Raw genomic sequence first — 23,599 nt, forward strand, 5'->3', positions numbered from 1 at the left:
AAAAATCATTGATATAAACGATATAAAAAAAGACCCGAGTGAATTTCGGGTCTTTTTTTATGGTCTGTTGTCATGCTTTTTCGTCAAGCAGTGCAGTTTTTAAAACGTCCTGAATGGTATTGAAGTAAATGATTTCCAGTCCCTCGATGTAGATTGGTTTTATTTCATTCACGTCTTTGCGGTTTTCTTCGCAGAGCAGCACGGTGGTGATACCGGCACGTTTGGCGGCCAGTATCTTTTCGCGAATGCCACCCACCGGTAATACTTTGCCCCTCAGGGTAATCTCGCCTGTCATGGCTAGTTTTTCGCGCACTTTGCGTTTGGTAATGGCCGATGCAATGGATGTGGCCATGGTGATGCCTGCCGAGGGGCCGTCTTTGGGGATGGCGCCTTCGGGGACGTGAATGTGCACGTTGGCGTTATCAAATGCTTCAATCGGTAGGTTTAGTAATTCGGCGTGCGCACGAAGGTATTCGAGTGCAATCATGGCCGACTCCTTCATCACTTCGCCCAGGTTACCGGTGAGGGTGAGTTTGCCGTTGCCTTTGCTGATACTACTTTCCACAAACAGAATTTCGCCACCGGCGGCCGTCCATGCCAGGCCGGTGACCACCCCGGCAAAGTCGTTGCTGAGCCATTTGTCCTTATTGAATCGAGGGGCACCCAACAATTCCTTAATGGCTTCGGTAGTTACGCTTTTTTTAATTGGCACGTCGGTGGCAATTTTGAGGGCGATTTTTCGGCAGATGCGCGAGAGTACTTTGTCGAGTTCTCGAACGCCGGCCTCGCGGGTGTACCCGTCAATAATGGCGGCCAGTACCGGCTTGCTGATGGTGAAAGTGCCCGGGGTAATGCCATGGTTTTCCATGGCTTTGGGCAGCAGATGGTTGCGTGATATTTCTATCTTCTCTTCTAGTAAATAGCTGCTTACTTCAATCACTTCCATGCGGTCGAGCAGGGGAGGAGAGATGGTCGAGAGCGAGTTGGCTGTGGCGATGAACATCACCTTCGACAGGTCGAAGTCGATGTCGAGGTAGTTGTCGTGGAAGGTTTCGTTTTGCTCGGGGTCGAGCACTTCGAGCAATGCTGAAGCCGGATCGCCATGAAAGCTGTTGCTGATTTTGTCAATCTCGTCGAGAATGAAAACGGGGTTGGCAGCACCGGCTTTTTTGATGTTTTGGATGATGCGTCCGGGCATGGCTCCGATGTAGGTGCGGCGGTGTCCGCGTATCTCGGCTTCGTCGTGCAGCCCCCCCAGTGACATGCGCACATATTGGCGCCCTAGGGCTTCGGCCACCGAGCGTCCCAGTGAGGTTTTGCCCACACCCGGAGGGCCCGTCAGACATAGGATGGGTGATTTGAGGTCGCCCTTGAGTTTGAGTACGGCCAGGTGTTCCAAGATGCGTTCTTTCACTTTGTCGAGACCATGGTGGTCGCGATCCAGGATGCGTCGGGCCTGTTTCAGGTCGAAGTTGTCGGTGGTGTATTCGTTCCAGGGCAGTTCGGTGAGCGTTTGCAGGTAGGTGAGTTGCACCGAAAATTCACCTGTCATGGGGTTGATGCGTTGAAGCTTCCCGATTTCTTTCTCGAATATTTCGTTGAGTTCGGCACCCCAGTTTTTTGTAGCGGCTTTTTTTCGTAGTTCTTCAGCTTCCTGTTCGGCCGGGTTGCCACCCAGTTCGTTTTGGATGGTTTTAATTTGTTGCTGAAGCAAATATTCGCGTTGCTGTTGGTCGATGTCCACCTTCACCTTCGACTGAATGTCTTTTTTAAGTTCCAGCAGTTGCAGTTCCTTGACGAGCATTTCCAATAAGTCCATGCCTCGTTTGAGCAATTCGTTGGTGCCAAGGAGGTTTTGCTTTTCGGGAATGGTTGCATCGGTGTTTGAGCACACGAAATTGATGAGGAAGTCGCGGCTTTCGATGTTTTTGATTGAGAAAATGGCTTCCGGCGGATAGTTGGCCGATGTTTTGATGATGCGCAAGGCCATGTCCTTGATGGATCCGGCCACGGCTTCGTATTCACGTTGTTGTTCTTCGGTGGGTTCTATGTCGGTGAGTTCCATCACGTCGGCAACCAGATAGGGATCCGAGCTGACGGGGTAGGTCATGACAAATCTTTTTTTACCCTGTATGATGACCGAGGTGGTGCCGTCGGGCATTTCGAGGACTTTGATGATTTTAGCCATGGTGCCCACGTCGTAAAGGGAGCGGAAGTCGGGGTTGTCTTCGCGGGCATCGCGCTGTGCCACTGCGCCAAAGTAGCCTTTGGCATCTTGCAGGTCGCGAATCAGGCGTAATGATTTTTGGCGTCCGAGGGTAATGGGCATAATTACGCCTGGAAACAGCACCGTGTTGCGCAGCGGTAAGATGGGCAACGTTTCGGGCATGGGGACGTCGTCGTTATTCATCATCAGGTCTTCGCCAATGATGGGAATCATGCCTTCGTTGTTTGATTCTTCGTTGTCGAGATCTTCGGGGGGCAGTAAAAAGTTATTCATGTCCATGGGCATCCGGGTGCATTGCGGTCGTGAGCCGGCGGGGTGATACTTAGTAATGTGAAACATCATTCCCGACCAAATGTTATTGCAAAGTGGGTTGAAAATGTCATTAATCAAAAAAAGCCCCGGATTATCCGAAGCTTTTTTTGTATTAGGTTGGTTCGACAGCAATTATTTGCGATTGTCGAAGTGTTTTTGGTAGCGGTTCATGAACTTGTCTACGCGACCGGCAGTGTCAACCAGTTTCATCTTACCGGTGAAGAAGGGGTGCGAGGTGTTTGAGATTTCGAGTTTTACAACCGGATACTCTACGCCGTCAACTACTTCTGTATCTTTTGTGTTTACAGTAGAACGTGAAATGAAAACCTCTCCGTTCGACATGTCTTTAAATGCGACCAATCTGTAGTTGGCCGGATGAATTCCCTGTTTCATTATCTTGATTTTTTTGTCTGTTTCAATAATTTTCGGACTGCAAAGGTATAGATAAAAATGAATCTTGCAACAGAAAAAGGTTAAATTTTTGGTCTAAAGGGGTTCGGTAGTGTCGTCATGGTGAGTGGGTTGGCTCAGCGATGGGTGTTTGTGGGCTTGCCCATGGGGATGATGGGGGATCGGTGAGCTTGTTTTTGGTTTTCAAATAGATATCGCCATGTGATGTGCCTTTTGCCGAAGTCGGCCTCCATGGCTTCCATCAATGCTCGCATTTTGGGATTGAAGTCGCCTACCCACGACAGCTCCAGTTGCGACAGTGAAGGATGCTGTGCCACCACGTCTTTAAACTGACGAAACAGTGCTGACTCAATGCCCATTCGCTGATAGTGAGGTTTGACCCCCAGCACTGTGACGCGAGCCCGGGTGAGGGGTTGCATGTGGCGATACCACAAGAAGCGCAGCTTGTTGAGGAACCCCATTTTGCCATTGAGGTGGCGGATGATTTGATTGGCGTCGGGAAACATCACCAAAAAACCGATGGGTTCCCCTTGCCAATAGGCGTACCAAATGAAATTTTCCCGCAAAAAAGGTTTGGCTTTTTGTAGCGTGGCGTGCAGGTAAGCCGGTTGCATGGGGGTGAAATTTTCGTGAAACTGCCAGGCATCGTTGTAGATGTTGATGAAATCGTCCGCAAACCGGGGGGCTTCTTTCCATGTAAAATGACGGAAGGTGAGTTCCGGTTTTGCCATCACGCGTTCGGCGATTTTCCAGAAACGTTCCGGGAATGGTTTTTTTAGGTTCAGATGGCTGGTGATTTGTTCGTAATAGGGCTGGAAGCCGTATTCTTCAAACAGTTGTCTGTAATAAGGCGGGTTGTATGGCATTCCAAAACCGGGTGGCGTGAAGCCGTCGACCAGTAAACCCCAAAAATTATCGTTTTCACCAAAGTTGATGGGGCCATCCATGGCTTGCATGCCTCGTTGCGCTAACCAAGCTTTGGCCGTGTCGAAAAGGCGTGTGGCGGCTGATGGTTCGTTGATGCATTCAAAAAAGCCTATGCCACCGGTCGGTTGTTCGTAGCCATAGGCTTTGTTGCGGTTGATGAAGGCCGCTATTCTCCCGATGGGGTGCATTGCTGCATCAAAAAGGACAAAACGAGTGGCTTCGCCGTTGGCAAACAATGGATTGGTGGTTGGATTAAATATTTCGTCAATCATCACATCCAAAGGACGGATGTAATTGGGGTCGCTCTTATAAATGATGTCCACCAGGTTGAGGAATGTTTCTTTAAGGCTCGTGGTGTTGACTTCCTGTATGATCATTTTCGGTTGGTTTAGTTTTGAGAGGCGAGGTGATTCAAATTTAGTTAAAAACACCGAAAAGTCAAGCTTGACAAGTATTATGATTGGGTTGACCCGTTATTTTGCAAAAACTTAAACTGAAATCAAGGTTGGTTTTAGAGGTTTTGTTAAGTTTGCATCTTAAATAATTCAATAATTTGTGTAGTTGTGTTAATGTGGAGATGGTTTTTGTGTAGTGTCGTCTGTGTGTGCTTGTGTCAGTCGGTGTGTTGCAAGGTGCTGAGCGATGGTGAATTTGATGTATTCCGTTTGTCTTCGTTGCATTTGGCGTTCACCCGAGAGAGCGATGTTAGTGTTCGTTTGGATTCATCAATGGTGCCGCTTGCGTCGGTCATGGTGAGGGATGATGCTGCAAAGGGATGTTGGCAGCAATGTCGGGCAGTACGTTCGGCTGTGGTGCCGGCGTTGTTTTTCGCGGGAAGCGCCCTGTCGTGGCCCTATCGGGAGGATTATAGGGAGAGCCGAAACCGCTATGTAAACGATTTTGAAAACCATTACGATGATTTTTTGCAGCACGTACCCACATTGGGGGTGGTGGGGCTCAATTTGGCAGGCGTCAAAGGGCGGCATACGCTCTCAAGAGCTGCTGTGAATATGGCCTATAGTAATTTGCTGATGATTGCTTTTGTGAATGTACTCAAATATAACACCCACGTGATGCGTCCCGATAATACCACCGATAACTCTTTTCCGTCGGGGCACACAGCCACAGCCTTCGTGGGGGCTACGGCCTTGCACAAAGAGTACGGCACGTATCGCGATCCCATGTACAGTGTTTTTGCCTACTCCATGGCGTTGGGCACGGGCATGGGTCGTCAACTCAATAATCGTCATTGGATTTCGGATGTGCTGGCTGGAGCCGGCATCGGCATTCTCTCTACCGAACTGGGTTATTGGCTGGCCGAGAAGCTGCACGGCAATTGGGGGTTGAATGGGGCTCCAGTAAAAAACGGATTTGTGAGCAATAATTATCGACCCTCATTTATTGAAATGAAACTAGGGATGGCGCATGCACTCAGCAATTCAATTAATGGACAGGAGTGTCAGTTTACCGGCAGGGGTTTTGTGACCGGTATGGAGGGGGCGTGGTTTTGGAACCGATACTTTGGGGTTGGCGGGCAGTTTATGGTCTCCAATTTTCCCTTTAAGGAAAAAGGGCTGGAGGCCGTGAGCAATCGGTTTTTGTTGATTTCCGATGGTGCCGAAACGCAAGCGCTTGGTGTGAAGGCGGTTTGTGTGGGGCCTTATGCCGATTATCCCCTCAATGAGAAGTGGGCGCTGATGGGTAAAGTGAATATTGGATATGCACAAGGGTTTAAGGGGAAGCATTTTGTTAGTGTTAAACCAGATTATCAAAAGTTGTTTGGCGAGCGCATGGAGGTGGCCGAGTTCAATCCCGGGCAGTCGTGGATGCTTAACGGGGGGCTGGCTTTGCGCCGTATCATCAGTCAAACGGTTAGTGCCAAATTTTTTATCGAAAGTGGTTATAGCAATGTCGATTGGCAGGTAGCTCGCATGGAGAGTGTCAATGTTGATACCGGTGAGCGAGTGTGGTCTGAGAGTGAAAGTAAAGGGAATATCCGGTCTTTGTTTTTGGCTTATGGATTTGCCTTGTCGGCCATCATTTGGTAAGGACGCGGTTCCTCTCGATGCGGGTCTTTTGGGGGTGTTGCATAATGACGAATAGGGCGGGTATGACCCCACTTTAATGGGGTTGACATTGTGAGGCGTTTGTACGTACTTGATTTCCGCTTGAATGGCCGGAGAATGACGTGTGTTCGTGCTGATTATTTTTTTGATGTTCATGCCCTGCATAGCCGGTTGTTGAGCCCCTAAACCTTACCCGGATGGAACGTCAATTGAAAGAAATTGTAAGGGTCGATGCCGATAAATGCGTCAATTGTCATGCATGCATTGCGGTGTGCCCCGTTAAGTTTTGTAACGATGGCAGTAGCGATCATGTGAGCATCAATGCCGATTTGTGCCTGGCCTGTGGCAATTGCATCGATGCCTGCACGCACGAAGCGCGTTATTTTGTGGATGATAGCGAGGCGTTTTTTGATGCTCTCAAGGCAAAGACTCCCATGGTGGCCGTGGTGGCTCCCGCTGTGGCTGCTAATTTCCCCAACCGTTATCTCAAAATTAATGCCCTGCTCAAAAAACTGGGGGTTAAGCCGTGTTCGATGTGAGTTTTGGAGCCGAGCTCACGGTGAAATCGTATCTGCATCATTTAAAAACGGAGCATCCCCAATGCATCATTGCTCAGCCCTGCCCGGTGTTGGTGACTTATGTGGAAGTGTATCGTCCCGAGCTCATTCCTTATTTGGCGCCGGCTGATAGTCCCATGGTACACACCATGAAGATGATTCGAACCTACTACCCGCAATATGCTCATCACCAAATTGCCGTGTTGTCGCCCTGCATCGCCAAGCGGCGCGAGTTCGATGCCGTAGGCATTGGCGATTACAATGTCACCATGGCATCGCTTCAACAAGTGATGGACTTTAACCACCTTCAGCTCGATTCGTTTCCCGATGTCGTTTACGATAACCCGCCGGCTGAGCGAGCTGTGCTGTTTTCTTCGCCCGGAGGCTTGCTGGAGACGGCCCGGCGTGAAATGCCCGGCATCGAAAACTTAGCCCGAAAAATTGAGGGGCGGGAGATGATTTACCCCTATTTCAATCGTTTGCACGACGAAATTCAGCAAGGCAATGCTCCTCTGTTGGTCGATTGTTTGAATTGCCACATGGGCTGCAATGGTGGCCCGGGAACCCCATCGCGTCATGCTTCTGTTGATCATTTGGAAGCGTTGGTGCGACATCGTAGCGAGGCTCTCAAGCACGAGTACCGGCAGGATGCCCTGGCGACCGAGCGAGAGTATTCGGTGGTGCTCAACGATTACTGGCAAGAGGGTCTTTATGAACGACAATACGTGGATCGTTCGTCGCTCAATCGACTCAGGATTCCCGACGATAACCAGCTGGCGAAGGTATATGCCGACATGAAAAAGTTCTCCGATGAGGATTTGATTAACTGTGCTTCCTGTGGTTATGGGAATTGTCGTGACATGGCCATCGCCATTTTCAACGGGCTCAACCGTAAAGAGAATTGCCACCATTACAAAGGCACCGTTATTACCGATGTGGCCGTGAACCTTAGCAATGCCATCGGTCAGATGACACAGTTTAACGATGCCATTCACCAAATGATGCAGGATCTCTCGCGGATGAGCGTGATGATGCAAAACGATTTTACGACGCTCAATGGCCGCATTGATAAGGATAAACAATTATTGGACGAGTTTGATGCCATTGCCCAATCCATTGCCACCATTGCCGATAAGACCGATATTCTGGCCATTAACGCGGCCATTGAGGCTGCCCGTGCCGGCGAGGCCGGGCGGGGCTTTAATATTGTGGCCGGAGAGGTGCGCAAACTCTCGGAGCAGTCATCGGATGAGACCGAGAAAATAAAGCCTCGCCTCAAGCTGATTGAACAGCTCTTTGTTGACATCTGCCAAAAAATTGAAACCGCTTTGCCTCACTTTGCGCAAACCAACCGGCTCACCGGTGAAGCCGCTGAGATGATAAGGCAATCGAATCAGATTCAAATGGAGAAGCTGCGCAGCATTGGCGACGAATTCAAGGGATTGGTGAAAGGACGTGACGAAGTGGTGGCCGATGAGGAACTGGAGGATTTTACGGAACGGTTTTGATGGGTGATTTCAAGTATCAAGACGCAAGTATCAAGATGCAAGACGTTGGAGTTCGTTTTTCAATCAATCGTTGGATGAGACACGAAACCCCGAAGCATTTAAATAAAGGTTTCGGGGTTTTTTGATGTGTTGGTGGCAGTCATTAGTTTTTCCCAGCCCGCTCAATCTCGCGCAGGTTCTCCATCTTTTTCTTGGCCAGGAAACCTTTGATGTCTTCGAGGTGTTCTTTGACTTTTTGGTTGCCAAATTCAAAGACTTTGTGTGCCAGACCGTCGAGGAAGTCGCGGTCGTGCGACACCAAAATGAGGGTGCCATCATAATCGTTGAGGGCGCTCTTGAGGATGTCTTTGGTTTTGAGGTCGAGGTGGTTGGTGGGCTCATCGAGGATGAGCAGGTTCACCGGCTCGAGCAACAACTTGATCATGGCCAGGCGGGTGCGTTCGCCTCCAGAGAGCACTTTGACCTTTTTTTGAATGTCGTCGCCGCTAAACATAAAGGCGCCCAGGATATCTTTGATTTTGGTGCGGATTTCGCCCACGGCCACATCGTCGATGGTTTGGAATACCGTGGCTTCGCCGTCGAGCATGGCTGCCTGGTTTTGGGCAAAGTAACCGATTTGCACATTGTGACCCACGGTGAGTTTCCCCTCGTGGTCAATCTCTTTCATGATGCACTTTACCAGCGTGGATTTTCCTTCGCCGTTGCGTCCCACAAAGGCTACTTTTTCGCCACGGGCAATGGTGATGGAGGCATCTTTAAACACCACGTGCTGGTCGTAGGTTTTGCCCACGCTTTCGAGAATCACAGGGTAGCTGCCCGACCGGGGCGAGGGTGGGAATCGCAGTTTCAGAGCCGAGTTATCCTCTTCGTCCACCTCCACCAGTTCGAGCTTTTCGAGCATACGCACGCGGCTTTGCACCTGGTTGGTTTTGGAGTAGGTTCCTTTAAAGCGTTCGATGAAATCCTTGTTGTCGGCAATCATCTTTTGCTGGTCTTCGTACTGGCGCTGTTGCTGTTCGCGGCGCTCCTGACGCAGTTCCAGATATTTGGTGTAGTTCACCTTGTAATCATATATGCGACCCATGGTCACCTCGATGGTGCGGTTGGTGATGTTGTCCACAAAAGCGCGGTCGTGCGAGATGACCATTACCGCCTTGGCGCTGTTGATGAGGAAGTCCTCGAGCCACTGGATGGACTCGATGTCGAGGTGGTTGGTGGGCTCATCCAATAAAATGAGGTCGGGCTTTTGAAGCAGAATTTTGGCCAGCTCGATGCGCATGCGCCATCCCCCGCTGAAATCGGTGGTGGGTTTGGCAAAGTCCTCGCGTTTGAATCCCAGTCCCAAAAGTATTTTTTCCACTTCGGCTTCGTAGTTGATGTCCTCAATGGCGTAAAACTTCTCACTCAGGGTCGAGACCCGTTCAATGAGGGCGTAATAGCTGTCCGATTCGTAGTCGGTGCGGGTAGAGAGTTCGTTGTTGAGGGCTTCTATTTCGTGCTGCATTTCAAAGATGCGGGCAAAAGCCTGCGACGTTTCTTCAAACACGGTGCGGTTGTTTTCGGTGAGCAGGTGCTGGGGCAGGTAGGCAATCACCGAGTCTTTGGGCGCCGAAATACGTCCGGCCGAGGGAGCGCGTTCCCCGGCAATGATTTTCAGCATGGTCGATTTGCCTGCTCCGTTTTTGCCCATCAGGGCGATTCTGTCCTTTTCGTTAATGGCAAACGAAATGTCCTTAAATAAAGTCGTCCCTCCAAACTCAACCGTCAATCCGTCAACTGAAATCATTGTGCTATATCGTTATATATTTTGCGCCGCAAATATAGTCAGTTATTTGTCCAAATTGATTTCCGGGGGTGATTAATCTGTTGTTGAGTTTTAAGGAATAGTAATAGTGGGATGTTGTTTTTTATGCTGAAACCATTCAGGTCGATAAAACCTGGATGGTTGGGAGAAATATTGTTTTTTAAGACAAATCAGCCTTGATGAATTTTTTTAGTCAAATGTCTAGGCTGTTTTAAACTCGTCTGTTTTCGCCATCAGCCCCAGCTTTCCTTTACCACACTGCCCGTTTCCTCGAGGTTGGTCACCAGCAGATAGGTGTCGATTTCCTGCTGCATCTCTTCGACGTGTGAGATCACGCCTACGATGCGATTTTCTTTGCGTAGCGATTTGAGGGTGTCGAACACCATGTTGAGCGCCTCCTTGTCGAGGGTGCCAAAGCCTTCGTCGAGGAAGAAGAAGTTTTCGGAGCCGGGCGTTTTGTGCTGAATGCTGTCGGCCAGCGCCAACGCCAATGAGAGGGCGGCCTGAAAGGTCTGTCCGCCCGAGAGGGTTTTGACGCTGCGGGTTTTGCCCTCATTCATGTAGTCGCGCACCACAAAGGTGTTGTCACTCGCCAGTTCCAGTGCCAGGCGCTGGCGGGTGAGGTGAAAGAAGCGTTCGTTGGCACGGTCGGCCAGGTTTTGCAGGTACACGGTCGAGACATAGTTGACGAAGCCGCTGCCCCGAAACAGGTTTTTGAGTGTGGCCAGGTTGGTGGCACGCTTTTCTAATCGGTCGATTTCCTGCCGCAGTGTACCTTGTTTGGCCAAATGCGTTTCTGTTTGGGCAATTTGTGTGGTGATCGTGCCCAGTTGGCGGTTTTGTTCCTCCAGTTGGCGGGTGAGGGTGTCCTGTTGGGTCACAAGGGCGGCGTGTTCTGCCGCATTGTAATGGCGGTCGCCAATGTCGAGGCGTGTTTGGCGGACGAGTTCGCGGTGAGTGGCCACCTCGCGATGCCAATGGTCGATGCGCTGGCGGCTGGCAGCCACGTCGAGTTGCTTTTGCAGCACCGCTTCGACCTGCAACAGGGTGGTGCCGGGATGTTGCTGCAGCTTATCAGCGATGCGAGCCTCGGTTTGCTGCTGCTGTCGGGTTAGGGCGGCGAACTGCTGTTGGGTGGCTTCCAGTTGCCCCGTTATGCTGTGGCGGGTTTTTTCGAGTTCGATCTTTTGCGTGTCAAGCGCTTTATACTGTTCAGTCAATTGCGCGTGTTGATGTTTTAAATCCTCGGCACGGGCAGACAATTCTTGCGATGATAGGTGACCCATCGTTGCTGCATCGACCAACATTATCTGCCCCGACAGGGTTTCGATGAGGGTGGTGAGCTGCACCTGCTGTTGGGCAAGTTGGGCGATGGCTTCGGCATATTTCTCTTTTTCCTGTTCCGATTTTTCAATGGCTTTGTCGAGTGCTGCCAGGCGGGTGGCCTGCTCTTCGATGAGCTTGGTCAATAGGCGTGCCTGTTCGAAGGCATCTTCCAAAGCCTTTTCATTTTCTCTGGGATAGGCCGGCCATTGGTGAGCCGTTTGGTGTTGTTGCAGTTTTTGGCGGGCGGCGGCCAGTTGAGCGGCCAACAGGTCGTGCTGTTTTTGCGATGCCAGTGCCGAGGCCGTTAGTCCGGCCATCTGTTTTTCAACGGTCAGCAGGGTTTTGAGGCGGGCATCGACATCGTTCATTTCCCGGGTGAGCTGTGCCAATTGTTGCGACACGTCTTTGGCATCGGGGATGTGAGGGTGTTGGGTTGCGCCGCACAGCGGGCAGGGGGCGCCATCTTCGAGCGCGGTGGCGTATTGGTTGAGTTGCTGTTGCACCTGCAGATGGGTACGTGCTTCGGTGCGTTGTTGCTGTTGGAGGGCGATGCGTTGTTTTTCCTGGTCGATGCAATGGTTGAAGGCTGTCTCGGGATGTGTTTCGGATGGCTTGTGGTCGGGAAACGTTTGTTGTAATAAGGCGTGCATCTGCTCCGTCAGGTTGCGGCTCGACTCATCAGCCTGTGTCAATTGTTGTTCAATGTCGGTTACCGCCTGCGCGTAAAGGCGATGATGGGTAAACCACTCGCGGGCGGCCGTGAGCAGGTGCATGTCGGGCTGCGAGGCGCGGGTGGCCTGATGAGCCTGATGCAGTTGCTGGCGCTCGGTCTTGAGGCTGCTAAGTTGTTCAACCTTGTTGGTGAGGGCATCCTGACCTTTGGCGGTGCGTTGAGCCAGTTCGGTGAGCCGTTGTTGATGGTTGCGAATGTCAATGAGCTTGGCCAATTCGTCAGCCTGACGCAGCAGTTCGTCGCGTTTGTCGTAACGGGGCAGCAGTTCGGCGTGTTGCTGCACCACGAGGGTGTGGCGGGTTTTGTTTTTTTCGATGTCGCCCTGCAGGGTTGCCAATTGTTTCGCCGATTGGGCAATGGTTTCGCGCTGGTTTCGCAGCTGATCAATGTCCGATTGGAACTGGTACACCATCTGCTCATACTCCTTAAGTTCGTTGTTGAGCAACGTCATGTTTCCCTCCTGTTGCAGCAGTTGGTCGAGTTCTTTGGTGAGGATGTGCTGTCGTTCCGTCAGGTTTTTGAGTTGTTCGCAGGCTGCGACATGTTTTTGCAGCGCCTCCGATTGTTGTTTGCGGGTGTTGAGTTCGATGGCCAGGGCGGTTTGTTGTGCGCGCAACTGCATGAGTTGTTCGGGGGTGACGGTTGCCACGGCCTGCATTTGCCCCTGTAGATTTTGAAGGAGGGCGTTGTTGTCATTCTCCAGCGCCATCACTCTGCCGGAGAGTTCAAACCGTTCGAGGTTGAAGAGCTGCTTGAGCATGTCGGTGCGTTCCTTGCCGGTGAGTTGCAAAAACTCCTGAAACTTGCCCTGAGGGATGATAATGGTGCGCCTGAAGTTGTTGTACGACAACCCTGTGACCTGCTCGCCATCGGTGTGCGACAGGGGCATCCAGGTGCCGTCGAGGTATTTGTAGGCGGCACGATCGACCGACTTCACCTCTTCAAACTTCTTGCCGTTGCGACGTGCCGTTACGGTAAAGCGGTAACGGTGCTCCTGACCCACGCGAAACTCGAAGTCAATGAGCAGATCGTTCGACTTCAGGTTCATCATGTTGTAGTTGCGGCTGTCGCGAGCGTTGAGGCGTTCGCTCTCGCCATATAGGGCAAAGGTGATGGCTTCCAAAATGGTGCTTTTGCCACTGCCCACGCCGCCAAACAGGCCAAACAGCCCGGCGTTGGTAAGGGTGGCAAAGTCGATGGTTTGCGTGTGGCGGTACGAATAGAGGCCGCGCAGGGTCAGTTGTATGGGAATCATTTTGTTGGTTTGGGGTTGCGTCGTAGAGACAGGGCAAGCCCTGTCTCTACAAAAAAAAACGGAAAATCGGTTGGTTTTTATTCGTCCTTCGCCAGCACCTCTCGCAGCAGTCCCATCAGTTGTTCATTGGGTTCCTGCCCGTTGTTGCGCGAGCGGAAGTAGTCAATAAACAGGGCATCGGTGCTTTGGGCGGGGTCGATGGCCGCGCGCTGACCGGTGGGGTTGAGGGCTTGGTGACTCACTTCGGGAATGAGGGTGACGATGTGGGGATGGGCGGCGTAAAGGCGTTTGCGGTCGTCGGCCGTCAGGTAGGTGTCCGACACCAGGGTGAGCTCCACGTACACCTGCTGATGCTCGGCCAGCCAGGCCACGGCATCATCCACGCTGGTGAAGCGTTGGCGCAGCAGGCGTTTGCCCGATGTGAGGGGCAGGGGGGTGACCACGGCCTGCGCCCCCGGTTGCACATCCACCAGCATTGCGTATTTATCCTGATTGGCTTCGCTGAAGCTGTAGGCCAGCGGGCTGCCCGAATAAACCACGGGGCAGGGCGCCGTGTCGATGGTTTGTCGGCGGTGCAGGTGCCCCAGCGCCACGTATTGCACCCCTTGGGGCACATCGGCGGTGAACACAGGTTGCGCGCCTCCTACGTACAGAATGGGTTTTTCGTCGTCGGGCTCCTCGGGCAATGGGGCGCCCTGCTGAATCATAAACAGGTGCGTCATCAGCACGTTCACCCCATGGGCATCGCAGTGCGTTTGTGCCATGTCGAGCCAATGGCATCGCAGCACCTCGCGCAGCGCCTGCTCCTTGTCGTCGACGCCCAGACAGGTGCGCAGCCGCATCTCGTTGGCATAAGGGGTGAGCAGCAGTCGCAGCGGATGGTCGCACCCGGGGGTGGTCAGTTCCACAAATCCCGGCAGGCTACGGGTGATGCGCACGCCGTTGTCGGTTTCCAACGCCGGCACCGTGGAGTGGGGGTAGCCGGCCAAAACGATGCCGCACTCGCCTGCCAGCGGGTGGGGGGCTTCGATGCGGTCGGGCGAGTCGTGGTTGCCGGCGATGGCCACCACGGCGCGACGGCCATCGTGGGTGAGGCGCTTGAGGGTTTTGTACAGCAGGTGGGTGGCCTCGATGGGTGGGTTGATGGTGTCGAACAGGTCGCCGGCCACCAGCACGGCATCGACCTGATGCGTGTCGGCCAGGCGGACAATTTCGTCCATCACGGCCACCTGCTCGTCAAAGCGCGAGAGGGTGTCGAGGCGTTTGCCCAGGTGCCAGTCGGAGGTGTGGAGGATGCGCATGGGAGGGGTTGATAGAAATGTGAGTTGTCAGTGCAGTGTTGCTTTGTTATGATAAGAAGATGTCAGGCCATGAGACAGATGATGCGGTAATGCAAGACTTTGGATAAGGCCAAAGATATTTGAATATTTAGGGATTCTTGTTTTCTTTTTCTCAAATGAGCATGAGATGATGCATGTACATGCAAAAAAAAAAGGGGGCTATATGGCCAACAAGCAAGCGCATCTTCGGAAAAAGCTGTGGCAGGAGGAGTATGATGAATGTGTGAATTTGTACGGGTTTGGGGTTGTGAAGGGCTAAAGCCCGATGATCATTTCGTGGGATCGCCCCAGCCTGAAGGCTGGGGTTGAGAGTAGAGATGATCCTTAGCCCCAGCCTGAAGGCTGGGGTTAGAGTAGGGATGATCCTTGCCCCCAGCCTGAAGGGTGGGGTTGGGAGTAGAGATGATCTTTGGCCCCAGCCTGAAGGGTGGGGTTAGGAGTAGGGATGATCCTTAGACCCAGCCTGAAGGCTGGGGTTGATGGAAGAGCTGATCCTTGCCCCCAGCCTGAAGGGTGGGGTTGGGAGTAGAGCTGATCCTTGACCCCAGCCTGAAGGCTGGGGTTGATGGGAGAGCTGATTGTTGTTTGGCATAGCCTTTTTTCCTTACCTTCAGGTTTGGGGATATACGGCAAATAGATACCGTCATTCCTAACCCCGGCCTTCAGGCCGGGGCATCTGTCACAGCTTAACCCGGGCTTTAGCCCATAAGTTCATGAATATATGTCATATGTGCGTAATTGGCTCCATTGTGTATGGGGCACCAAAAGCCGATATCCTTTTTTGACACCGGATGTGAAGATCATACTTATCGAACACATCAGGCATAACGCCAAGACAAAGTCGATTTATATCGATTGCATCAATGGCGATGTGGATCATTTACACTGTTTGATCAATCTGCATCCTGATCAATCGTTGTCCAAAGTCATGCAGTTGATCAAGGGTGAGTCGTCGCATTGGGTCAATAAAACAGGGGCAGTGGGGAGTGATAAGTTTGAGTGGGCCGATGAATATTTTGCCGTTTCGGTGAGTGTGTCGCAACTTCAAAAAGTACGCGATTACATTGCCAACCAGGAAGCGCATCACCGGAAAAAGTCGTGGCAGGAGGAGTACGATGAATTTGTGAATCTGTATGGGTTTTGTGTTGTGAAGGGCTAAAGCCCGAGGATCATTCCGTGGGATCTGCCCCAGCCTGAAGGCTGGGGTTGGGAGTAGGGATGATCCTTAACCACAGCCTGAAGGGAGGGGTTAGGAGTAGGGATGATCCTAAGCCCCAGCCTGAAGGCTGGGGTTCATCACAGAGTTAGTCCTTAGCCCCAGCCTGAAGGCTGGGGTTGATGTTAGAGCTGATCCTTAACCCCGGCCTTAAGGCCGGGGTATCTGTCACTGTTGACTCTCATCTGTCAACGTAGTGTTAGTTCATCGACTCATGTTCGCCTTCAGCGATGTCGATGGATGCTTTCACGCTCACGTTTTGATGTGCTTGTTGTTCGAGTTTCTCCCGTTTTTTGCGGGCGCGACCTTTGCGCTGTGCCATGATGAGTTTCAGGCGGTCAATTTCGGTGTTGATGCATCGCACGGCATGTTCGTAAGGCTCGGGGCCGTTGAGCAGCATCAGGGCATGCAGGTAGTTGCGCACCTGGCGATAGCCCTCGTCCACCTCGTGGCGCAATTGTTGGGTGGTGTATTGGGGACGATAATTGAGGCGTTGTTGCTCCCGGAGGTCTTTTACCTGTTCAATTTCCTGATTCATTTGGTCGATGTGATCCATCCAGGGCTCCAGTTGCAGTTGCGACATGTGGTCGGCCAGTTTTTCGCGGGCATGCTTTACCATTAGAATCATCATGATGCTTTCGTCCAATTCGCCCCGTCGTTTGTTGCGATAACCGGCATAGGTGATGGCGTGCAAAAACAGGCGTGCGGCCTCGTGCTTGTCGGCGTCAAAGCCGTTGAGGTGCGACTGCAACGCGTGATGCAGCCCCCGGTAATGCTGTTGGCGTTGATGTCGGAGCTGCTGCAGCTGCTCTGCATAGTGACGGGTGCTTAATGGCTTGGGTTGCCATTTTTCGCGAGCTACCCATTCGATGTAGTTGGCCAACCGTGGGATATCGGGAAGATATTTTGCCTCTATTTTTTGGAGATTCTGCACCACGGTACAGTGGAAGCTGCAGTGTTGGGCGTTTTTTAGATGTCCGTGCTTAAGGTTTTCGAGTTGAGTCATGAGTCGAACATGGGGTTGAGGTGATTTTGGTCGGACGATGTCGTGATGCATCATTGCACACCACCATCGTCTTGCGACATAAAGATATAAAATCTTTGCATATCGTCATCGTCTTGCGACGAAGCTATTTAAGAGAACTGCATACTGTAATCGTCCGGGGACGAAGAGATGTTGCATCATTACACGCACTTTTCGTCCCGGGACGAAACAGGCGTGTAATGGTGCAGAACACTTTCGTCCCGGGACGAAATGCTTATGCATCGTTACATCTTACTTTCGTCCCGGGACGAAACGCTTGTGCATGGCTGCATCATACATTCGTCCCGGGACGAAATGGCTGTGCAGTGATGCACAACTCCTTCGTCCGACGTTTCCATCCTCCCGCAGGCTTGTGGCACCTTGTTGATGGGTGTTTCAGCGCTGCTGCCACATGCCGGCACCCGATTGTTGGGCGTTTTTGCAGCTGCGCGATAGTTGTTCCCGGTATTTTCCGTTGGGTTTGTAGTAAATGGCCTTTGCGTATCCCTTTTGCACCAGCAAATCGTTCACAAACGTGCCGTCTGCCAAATACACATAGGCCAGGGTTCGCCCGTAGCGATCGCGGGCTGATTTGTCGTAGGCCAGCCGCACGCGCTGGTTCATCAGCAGCCGGGTGAGGTAGGCCTTGGCCTCCTTGCCGTAAAATCCCTCGGGCTTGTGGCCCGTTTTTCGCGACTCGGGCGCATCTACGCCAATAAGCCGCACCTTGATGCGCTGTCCCCCGGCATCGGTGCCCCAAAAGGTGTCGCCATCCACCACCTGGGTCACGGTGAGGGTGGCGGGGTTCTCGGCCCTAAGCACGGCCGGCATCAGCATCATCAAAATTAAAAAGTGGAGGGTGCGCATGGGGATGATAAAAAGCCCCTCCCGGTCTCCTGCAAGGGGAGGGGGGAGGGGTGTGTTTCTGTTTAGTGAAGAAAAGAAGGCTTTATGACGAGGAGGCAGATGATGAGTTAAGAAACGATTTTTAGACCGGTCTCCTCACTCTTTTCTATCTGTCTAATCTCTTCTTTTCTTTATGATGCATCGTTTTGCTTGTCGATGAATGTCCGGTTCATCTACTATTCCAGTGCCTGATACACCAGGTTGCGGAACGTCTCGTGAATGCCGGGGCCGCGGTAGGGCTGCACGTTGGTGTAAAACAGCAGGATGAGGTTTTCGGCCGGGTCTATGACATAGTCGGTGTAGTACATGCCGCCCCAGCGGTAAGCATCTTGCGATACGGGGGTGCCGGTGGCGCCGGGGTGGTTAATGATTTCGAACCCAAGGCCAAACTTGTTGCCCTTGCCATTGATGGCCAGCGTGCCGATGTGGTTGGTGGTCATCATGTCAACGGTTTTGCGGCTCAATATCTTTGCCCCGTTAAAGGTGCCGTGGTTGAGCATCATTTGGCAAAAGCGGGCATAGTCTTCAATGGGGCCGCACAATCCGGCACCGCCCGACAGGAAGGTTTTGGCGCCATTCACCGGGTAGGTTTGGTACGAGGGGTTGCTATTGACCACCATCCCTTTGGGGGTCGATGAATACAGGGTCACCAGGCGGTTGGCCTCGCTTTGGGGCAAATAAAAGTAAGTGTCGTTCATGCCCAGCGGCCTGAGCACCCGCTCGGTGATGAACACATCCAGCTTTTTCCCCGACAGCACCTCAATGAGGTAGCCAATCACGTCGGTGTTCATGCCATATTGGTACTTGTCGCCCGGGTCGAACATCAAAGGCATTTTGGCGATGCGCTTCACGACTTCTTCGCAGGTGATGTTTTCGAGCGAGTTCACCGCCGGGATGTGTTCTTTGGCGTACATCATGCTGCCCTGTCCGCCGCCCAATATGCCGTAGTGAATGCCCGAAGTGTGCGTAAGCAGGTGGCGAATGGTGATGGATCGTTTGGCATCGCGGGAGGTGTAGGTGGTGTCGGCCTCGTTAAATGTTTCCAACACTTGCGGGTGCGCAAATTCGGGGATGTATCGTTCAATGGGGTCGTCGAGTAAAAACTTACCTTCTTCAAACAGGGTCATCAGCGCCACGCTGGTGATGGCTTTGGTTTGCGAAGCCATGCGGAAAATGTCATCCTTTTGAAGCGGAATTTGTTCTTCGATGTTGCGGTAGCCGTAGGCCTTGTGATGCACTATCTGGCCGTTGTGGGCGATAAAGGTCACGGCATTGGGCAGGAGGCCGGCCTTGATGGCCACCGGAATCAGAGAGTCGATGCGCGCCAGTCGTTTGGCATCGAAACCCGCCGCAGCCGCACTTTTGGGAGTGATGAAGGTTTTAGGCATTTGCGCCGTTGCGGCCAGCGCCATCAGGGCGAATAGTCCCGTCAATAATTGTTTGTTTCTCATGGATTGGTATTGTTGTAAATCCCCTCCATCCCCATCGGGCATGTTGAAGAATTGGATTAAAAAATTCAAGCGCATCAAAAATAAAAAAACCAAACCGGCTGGCCACGCGGTTTGGTTTCTGTGTTGCGAAATAAATCAAAATTGAATGGCTGTGGCGGATGATAATGCCACCCTTGTTTTTAGTCTAGGCTCCCTATTGGAGAGGGGCTTCACCCCTTGTCGAGCCATTTGAGCATCAGCCTCACGGCAAAATAACTCACCACAATGCTCAATGGCCACGACATGAAAAATAAAAATACGGCGGTATGTGACATGGTTCTAGTTTTTTTATGGATGATGGTAAATGAATGGTTCAATGTCGTTAAGTGAAGTCCCATTGGGGTTAACTAAACCACATTGATATCCGTTCTCTTCGTCTCTTCAGTCTAATCTATCTGTCTTTTGTCTAATCATCTTCTTGTCTCTTTCTATTATAACTCTTTTACCGAGTGGCACTGAGGCTTCTTCTCCTCACTGGTTCTCATCTTATCTCACTGCAACTCAGCGTTAGTTCTTTGTTAGTTAAGTAGAGGACGATGATTAAATGCTGAGTTATCTGCTTTCATATTTAAACGCAATCTATTTATCAAACCAACTCAGCGCCTACGCGCCTCAGCGTTTATTTTGACTCTGTGAATTGCTCTACTTAAACGACATTGAAACCGCCCCCCTTAATACACGTGCACATCGTCGGAGTGAATTTCTTTGCTGTCAATCTTGTTCCGGTTGATCGATCGCCAGGTAATCCAGATGTAGCCCAGCACCACCGGGATGAACAGCGACACGTAACTCATGGCCGTGAGGGTGAAGTGGCTCGATGACGCATTTTCGATGGTCAACGAACTTTGCAGATCCACCGTCGACGGGTAAAAGGAGGTGTGGTTGAGCCCCGCGATGAGGAACAGCGCCACCACCGTGAGCACCGTGCCCACGCCCGCGTACCAAATGCCCGACGTTTTCCTGCTCAGCAGACCGGTGCCAATGCCGTACAACACCGCCAGCACCCCGCCCAAAAACACCACCAGCACCACCGGCATGGCCAGCAGGTTGTTGAAGTATTTGAAGGCCTCCATGGTTACCTCTTTGGTGGTGGGATGCACGGCAAACCCCTCGCGCAGCATCAGCCACGTGACAAACGTGAGAAAGAGCACCACAAAGGGCACCGCGTTGTACCACAAGTGGCGACGGCAACGATCAATGAGTTCATGACTGTCGATGCTGTTGATGAAATAGAGCAGCCCCAGCGTGCGCGCCAGAAAAAATACCGTGAGCCCCAGCGTGAGGTTGTGCACGTTCAGCGCCAGTTCAAGCCCGTGTGTGGCGGCCTGCCACTTCGAGTGGTTCATGTCGGTGACGATGAAGGGTGACCCCGTGAAAAAGGTGGCCACCGCCGTTCCTATAAACAGGGTGCCGATGAGCCCGTTGATGAACAGGAATACCTCGTAGGTGCGCCCCCCCAACAGGTTGTTGGGCCGGCTGCGGAACTCATACGACACGGCCTGTACCACAAAGGCAAACAGGATGATCATCCACACCCAGTAAGCCCCGCCAAAGCTGGTGCTGTAAAACAGCGGGAACGAGGCGAAGAAGGCTCCGCCAAACGTCACCAGCGTGGTGAACGTGAATTCCCACTTGCGCCCCAGCGCGTTGATGAGCATGGTGCGTTCGTCGCGCGTTTTGCTCAGTGTGAAAAAGAGCGTTTGCCCGCCCTGCACGAACATCAAAAATACCAGCAGACCTCCCAATAGCGATATCAGGAACCACCAATATTGTTGCAGTGTTAAGTGTGATAGTGTTTCAAACATGGTCAGTGTCCTCCATCGTTAGGTCCGTTTTTAATTTGTTTTAGCATGATGCGGATTTCGGCCGTGACCAGTGCCGCAAAGGTGATGGCAAACAGCCAAAAGGTAATCATCACTGAGGTGGTGTCGATGTGCGATACGGCAGTCATGGTGCTCATCAAATCCTGAATCACCCAGGGTTGGCGTCCCACTTCGGCCACCACCCAGCCCGATTCGCTGGCCAGATAGGCCAATGGGATGGTCCACACGGCTGCCCATAGCAGCCAGCGGGTGCGGTCAATCTGCTGACGGTAAATGAACCACAGCACCAGTGCAAACAGCATCAGAAACCAAAATCCCAGCCCCACCATGATGTGAAAGGCGTAAAAGGTCATTGAAATGTTGGGCACCAGGCGGGTGATATTTTGCTTCAGCACCTCCGGGTTTTCATCGTAGTAGGCGCCGTATCCAAAATATTTAAAGGTACTTTGCATCCATGCCGGGTCTTCAAAGCGCGACCGTAGCTGTAGTGCCTGCAGTGTGTCGCCCGCCTGTTGGGCATCTTTGTATGCCCGCAGTGTTTGCTGGGCTTCGTAGCCCAGTTTTATTTTTTCAACGGCCGGCATCACGCCCTGCGCCTTATTGCCGTACAGCAAATCCTTGATGCCGGGAATGTAGGTGGTGCGGTCGCCATGGGTCATCAGCGACAGCAGTGCGGGGACTTCTATTTTAAATATCATGTCCTCCTGCGTGTCGGGTGTGATGGGTTGGCTGGTGTTAGGCCCCAGCACCCCAATGGCAATCAGGGGCACGTCGCTTCCCCCGTCGAGGTGGGCCTCCATGGCCGCGAACTTCATGGGCTGTATGCGTGACAATTCGCGCGACGACGTGTCGCCCGACCCGATGAGAATCACCGAAGCAATCACCCCAAAGGTGCCGGCCACAATCATGCTGCGGCGTGCCAGCAGTTGGTGCCTTTTTTTGAGTAAAAACCAGGCGCTGATGCCAATCACAAACACCGATGCCAGCACAAATCCCGATGTGGTGGTGTGTATGAATTTGTTGGCGGCCGTCTCTGACAGCAGCACATCCCAAAAATTCACCATCTCGTTGCGCGCTGTGTCGGGGTTGAAGCGCATGCCTTGCGGGTTCTGCATCCATGCGTTGGCCACCAATATCCACAGAGCTGACAGGTTGGCTCCAACGGCCGTCAGCCACGTGGCGATGAGGTGAAAACGTGGCGATACCTTGTTCCATCCAAAAAACATCACCGCAATAAAGGTGCTCTCCAAAAAGAAAGCCATGATGCCTTCGATGGCCAGTGGCGCTCCAAATATGTCACCCACAAACCATGAGTAGTTCGACCAGTTGGTGCCAAACTCAAATTCCAAAATGATGCCCGTGGCCACGCCAATGGCGAAGTTGATACCGAAGAGCTTCATCCAGAACTTGGTAATGGTTTTCCATTCCGGGTCGCGGGTTTTGTAATACATCGTTTCCATAAAGGCCAGGATGAATGCCAGACCCAGGGTGAGGGGGACGAATAGCCAGTGAACCATGGCCGTGAGCGCGAACTGCGCCCGCGACCAGTTCACCAGCGCGAAATCAATGTGCTCCATTGTTGTGATGATTTTTAGGTGTGGTAATTTGTTCTATGACGTGATTCGACCGCTCCTGGTCGGTGGGGAATCGGTTTTTGAGCGTGTCGCGGAAAAAAAACAGCTTAAATATGACAAACATGATGAACAGCTTGATGAGAATGATGGCCCACATGTTGCGCGCCCATGGCGACAGGGTTTTAAATCCGTCGGCGTAAAAGTCGTAGATGCGCCGGATGGTGCTTTTTTGTGTTGTCATCGTGCGTGGTGTGAAGTTCAGGTTTGTGGCTGTGAATGGGTCAATAAATATATATAAATCACCCCATTTGTGCCACTCCGTTTCATTAAACAATTTTTTCGTCATTTGGTTGAGGGGGTGTTTACATTTTTTTGCACTTGGTGTGATTTTTTATTTCGGAGTGATGTGTTTGTAATGTTCGGTTAGAGAGTTGTTTACGTGGGTTGACTAAAAAATAACACGAAAATGATGAACAGATGTTTGGTGTTTAAAAAAAACACTCTATATTTGAACAAGCAAAAAGGTAAACAAATACCAAAATAAACCAACACGGGATTTGCACCTTTCAAATGATGTTTAACCCAAAAACTCAAATGCCATGACTGCAGTACAATTCAACAGCCGGGTCATCGATATTCAACCCAAACTTATGCGTTACGCGATGACATTAACCTATAACTTGGATGATGCCAAGGATTTGTTGCAGGATTCCATTATTCGAGCCTTGAATTTCAGGGATAAATTTGCCGAGAATACCAATTTTAATGCCTGGATGCACGTGATTATGCGCAACACCTTTATCAACGACTATCGCCGCAAGGCTCGTACCTCCAAAAAAGATACGTCGATGGATGAAGTGCCTTATCTGAGTAATTTTCATTCTACCCGCGAAACGCCCGAGATGTTTATGAACGAGGGAACGCTTCGCGATACCATTCAGCGGCTCGAAAAAGAATTACGCGTGCCCTTCGAAATGCATGTGTATGGATATAAATATAAAGAGATCGCCGAAAAACTTGATTTGCCCATCGGGACGGTGAAGAGCCGCATTTCGTTTGCCCGCAAAAAGTTACAGTCTATAATAGCCAATTAAATAAGT

Annotated in this window: 17 protein-coding genes and 1 pseudogene; 6 read left to right on the forward strand and 12 right to left on the reverse strand. The window is 51.7% G+C overall.

The window, feature by feature from the left end; genetic code table 11:
- Positions 1–70: 70 nt before the first annotated feature.
- The 3 genes from lon to LX69_RS07315 form a co-directional block, all read right to left on the reverse strand.
- Positions 71–2,569 (reverse strand): endopeptidase La, encoded by a 2,499-nt coding sequence (gene lon / locus LX69_RS07305; RefSeq protein ID WP_245934963.1) that lies wholly within the window; start codon positions 2,567–2,569, stop codon positions 71–73.
- 102 nt (positions 2,570–2,671) lie between these two features.
- Positions 2,672–2,932, reverse strand: a complete 261-nt coding sequence (locus tag LX69_RS07310) for a type B 50S ribosomal protein L31 (RefSeq protein ID WP_111445162.1) — start codon at positions 2,930–2,932, stop codon at positions 2,672–2,674.
- Positions 2,933–3,066: 134 nt separating this feature from the next.
- Positions 3,067–4,254 carry a GNAT family N-acetyltransferase gene (locus LX69_RS07315; RefSeq protein ID WP_111445163.1) on the reverse strand — a complete coding sequence of 396 codons (1,188 nt, stop codon included), beginning with the start codon at positions 4,252–4,254 and terminating at the stop codon, positions 3,067–3,069.
- Between the two features lie 192 nt (positions 4,255–4,446).
- Between LX69_RS07315 and LX69_RS07320 the strand changes: the two genes are divergently transcribed.
- The 3 genes from LX69_RS07320 to LX69_RS18295 all read left to right on the forward strand — a co-directional run bounded on the left by LX69_RS07320 (position 4,447) and on the right by LX69_RS18295 (position 8,008).
- Positions 4,447–5,925 (forward strand): phosphatase PAP2 family protein, encoded by a 1,479-nt coding sequence (locus LX69_RS07320; RefSeq protein ID WP_111445164.1) that lies wholly within the window; start codon positions 4,447–4,449, stop codon positions 5,923–5,925.
- A gap of 215 nt (positions 5,926–6,140) precedes the next feature.
- Positions 6,141–6,482 (forward strand): 4Fe-4S binding protein, encoded by a 342-nt coding sequence (locus LX69_RS07325; RefSeq protein ID WP_111445165.1) that lies wholly within the window; start codon positions 6,141–6,143, stop codon positions 6,480–6,482.
- Positions 6,479–8,008, forward strand: coding sequence for a methyl-accepting chemotaxis protein (locus LX69_RS18295; protein WP_170124283.1), 1,530 nt, complete (start codon positions 6,479–6,481; stop codon positions 8,006–8,008). The genes LX69_RS07325 and LX69_RS18295 overlap by 4 nt, the downstream gene beginning before the upstream one ends.
- 142 nt (positions 8,009–8,150) lie before the next feature.
- Here LX69_RS18295 and LX69_RS07335 read toward each other — a convergent pair whose 3' ends face one another.
- The 3 genes from LX69_RS07335 to LX69_RS07345 form a co-directional block, all read right to left on the reverse strand.
- Entirely contained in the window at positions 8,151–9,794 is a 1,644-nt protein-coding gene (locus LX69_RS07335) for an ABC-F family ATP-binding cassette domain-containing protein (protein WP_111445167.1), read from the reverse strand.
- A gap of 251 nt (positions 9,795–10,045) precedes the next feature.
- The gene (locus LX69_RS07340; protein ID WP_111445168.1) at positions 10,046–13,126 is read right to left on the reverse strand and encodes an AAA family ATPase; all 3,081 of its coding nucleotides are present in this window, start codon (positions 13,124–13,126) and stop codon (positions 10,046–10,048) included.
- Between the two features lie 77 nt (positions 13,127–13,203).
- Positions 13,204–14,427, reverse strand: a complete 1,224-nt coding sequence (locus LX69_RS07345) for a metallophosphoesterase family protein (protein ID WP_111445169.1) — start codon at positions 14,425–14,427, stop codon at positions 13,204–13,206.
- 133 nt (positions 14,428–14,560) lie between these two features.
- On the opposite strand from LX69_RS07345, the pseudogene LX69_RS18345 reads away from it, so the two are divergent.
- A pseudogene (locus tag LX69_RS18345) lies at positions 14,561–14,623 on the forward strand (DUF4160 domain-containing protein); the annotation flags it as partial.
- A 564-nt stretch (positions 14,624–15,187) separates the two neighbouring features.
- A complete protein-coding gene (gene tnpA, locus LX69_RS07355; protein WP_111445171.1) occupies positions 15,188–15,625 on the forward strand; it encodes an IS200/IS605 family transposase in 438 nt (145 codons plus the stop codon).
- Between the two features lie 256 nt (positions 15,626–15,881).
- Here tnpA and LX69_RS07360 read toward each other — a convergent pair whose 3' ends face one another.
- The 6 genes from LX69_RS07360 to LX69_RS07385 form a co-directional block, all read right to left on the reverse strand.
- Positions 15,882–16,688, reverse strand: coding sequence for a DUF6261 family protein (locus tag LX69_RS07360; protein WP_111445172.1), 807 nt, complete (start codon positions 16,686–16,688; stop codon positions 15,882–15,884).
- 414 nt (positions 16,689–17,102) lie between these two features.
- Positions 17,103–17,573: a thermonuclease family protein gene (locus tag LX69_RS07365; RefSeq protein WP_111445173.1), complete on the reverse strand. Its 471-nt coding sequence runs from the start codon at positions 17,571–17,573 to the stop codon at positions 17,103–17,105.
- 215 nt (positions 17,574–17,788) lie between these two features.
- A complete protein-coding gene (locus tag LX69_RS07370) occupies positions 17,789–19,063 on the reverse strand; it encodes a serine hydrolase domain-containing protein (RefSeq protein WP_221621302.1) in 1,275 nt (424 codons plus the stop codon).
- Between the two features lie 710 nt (positions 19,064–19,773).
- Positions 19,774–20,907 carry a cytochrome d ubiquinol oxidase subunit II gene (gene cydB / locus LX69_RS07375; RefSeq protein WP_111445174.1) on the reverse strand — a complete coding sequence of 378 codons (1,134 nt, stop codon included), beginning with the start codon at positions 20,905–20,907 and terminating at the stop codon, positions 19,774–19,776.
- 2 nt (positions 20,908–20,909) lie between these two features.
- Positions 20,910–22,502 (reverse strand): cytochrome ubiquinol oxidase subunit I, encoded by a 1,593-nt coding sequence (locus tag LX69_RS07380; RefSeq protein ID WP_111445175.1) that lies wholly within the window; start codon positions 22,500–22,502, stop codon positions 20,910–20,912.
- The gene (locus tag LX69_RS07385; protein WP_111445210.1) at positions 22,489–22,740 is read right to left on the reverse strand and encodes a DUF4492 domain-containing protein; all 252 of its coding nucleotides are present in this window, start codon (positions 22,738–22,740) and stop codon (positions 22,489–22,491) included. Before LX69_RS07385 ends, LX69_RS07380 begins: the two co-directional genes overlap by 14 nt.
- A 358-nt stretch (positions 22,741–23,098) precedes the next feature.
- On the opposite strand from LX69_RS07385, the gene LX69_RS07390 reads away from it, so the two are divergent.
- Positions 23,099–23,593, forward strand: a complete 495-nt coding sequence (locus LX69_RS07390) for a sigma-70 family RNA polymerase sigma factor (protein ID WP_111445176.1) — start codon at positions 23,099–23,101, stop codon at positions 23,591–23,593.
- Positions 23,594–23,599 lie beyond the last annotated feature (6 nt).

Origin of the sequence: Breznakibacter xylanolyticus, assembly GCF_003254275.1 — a bacterium.
Taxonomy (GTDB): Bacteria; Bacteroidota; Bacteroidia; order Bacteroidales; family Marinilabiliaceae; genus Breznakibacter; species Breznakibacter xylanolyticus.

Excerpts from the sequence above, each read along its gene's own strand:
- lon (WP_245934963.1), bottom strand. The coding sequence starts at position 2,569 with ATGATGTTTCACATTACTAAGTATCACCCCGCCGGCTCACGACCGCAA.
- LX69_RS07310 (WP_111445162.1), bottom strand. The coding sequence starts at position 2,932 with ATGAAACAGGGAATTCATCCGGCCAACTACAGATTGGTCGCATTTAAA.
- LX69_RS07315 (WP_111445163.1), bottom strand. The coding sequence starts at position 4,254 with ATGATCATACAGGAAGTCAACACCACGAGCCTTAAAGAAACATTCCTC.
- LX69_RS07320 (WP_111445164.1), top strand. The coding sequence starts at position 4,447 with ATGTGGAGATGGTTTTTGTGTAGTGTCGTCTGTGTGTGCTTGTGTCAG.
- LX69_RS07325 (WP_111445165.1), top strand. The coding sequence starts at position 6,141 with ATGGAACGTCAATTGAAAGAAATTGTAAGGGTCGATGCCGATAAATGC.
- LX69_RS07335 (WP_111445167.1), bottom strand. The coding sequence starts at position 9,794 with ATGATTTCAGTTGACGGATTGACGGTTGAGTTTGGAGGGACGACTTTA.
- LX69_RS07340 (WP_111445168.1), bottom strand. The coding sequence starts at position 13,126 with ATGATTCCCATACAACTGACCCTGCGCGGCCTCTATTCGTACCGCCAC.
- LX69_RS07345 (WP_111445169.1), bottom strand. The coding sequence starts at position 14,427 with ATGCGCATCCTCCACACCTCCGACTGGCACCTGGGCAAACGCCTCGAC.
- tnpA (WP_111445171.1), top strand. The coding sequence starts at position 15,188 with ATGTCATATGTGCGTAATTGGCTCCATTGTGTATGGGGCACCAAAAGC.
- LX69_RS07360 (WP_111445172.1), bottom strand. The coding sequence starts at position 16,688 with ATGACTCAACTCGAAAACCTTAAGCACGGACATCTAAAAAACGCCCAA.
- LX69_RS07365 (WP_111445173.1), bottom strand. The coding sequence starts at position 17,573 with ATGCGCACCCTCCACTTTTTAATTTTGATGATGCTGATGCCGGCCGTG.
- LX69_RS07370 (WP_221621302.1), bottom strand. The coding sequence starts at position 19,063 with ATGAGAAACAAACAATTATTGACGGGACTATTCGCCCTGATGGCGCTG.
- cydB (WP_111445174.1), bottom strand. The coding sequence starts at position 20,907 with ATGTTTGAAACACTATCACACTTAACACTGCAACAATATTGGTGGTTC.
- LX69_RS07380 (WP_111445175.1), bottom strand. The coding sequence starts at position 22,502 with ATGGAGCACATTGATTTCGCGCTGGTGAACTGGTCGCGGGCGCAGTTC.
- LX69_RS07385 (WP_111445210.1), bottom strand. The coding sequence starts at position 22,740 with ATGACAACACAAAAAAGCACCATCCGGCGCATCTACGACTTTTACGCC.
- LX69_RS07390 (WP_111445176.1), top strand. The coding sequence starts at position 23,099 with ATGACTGCAGTACAATTCAACAGCCGGGTCATCGATATTCAACCCAAA.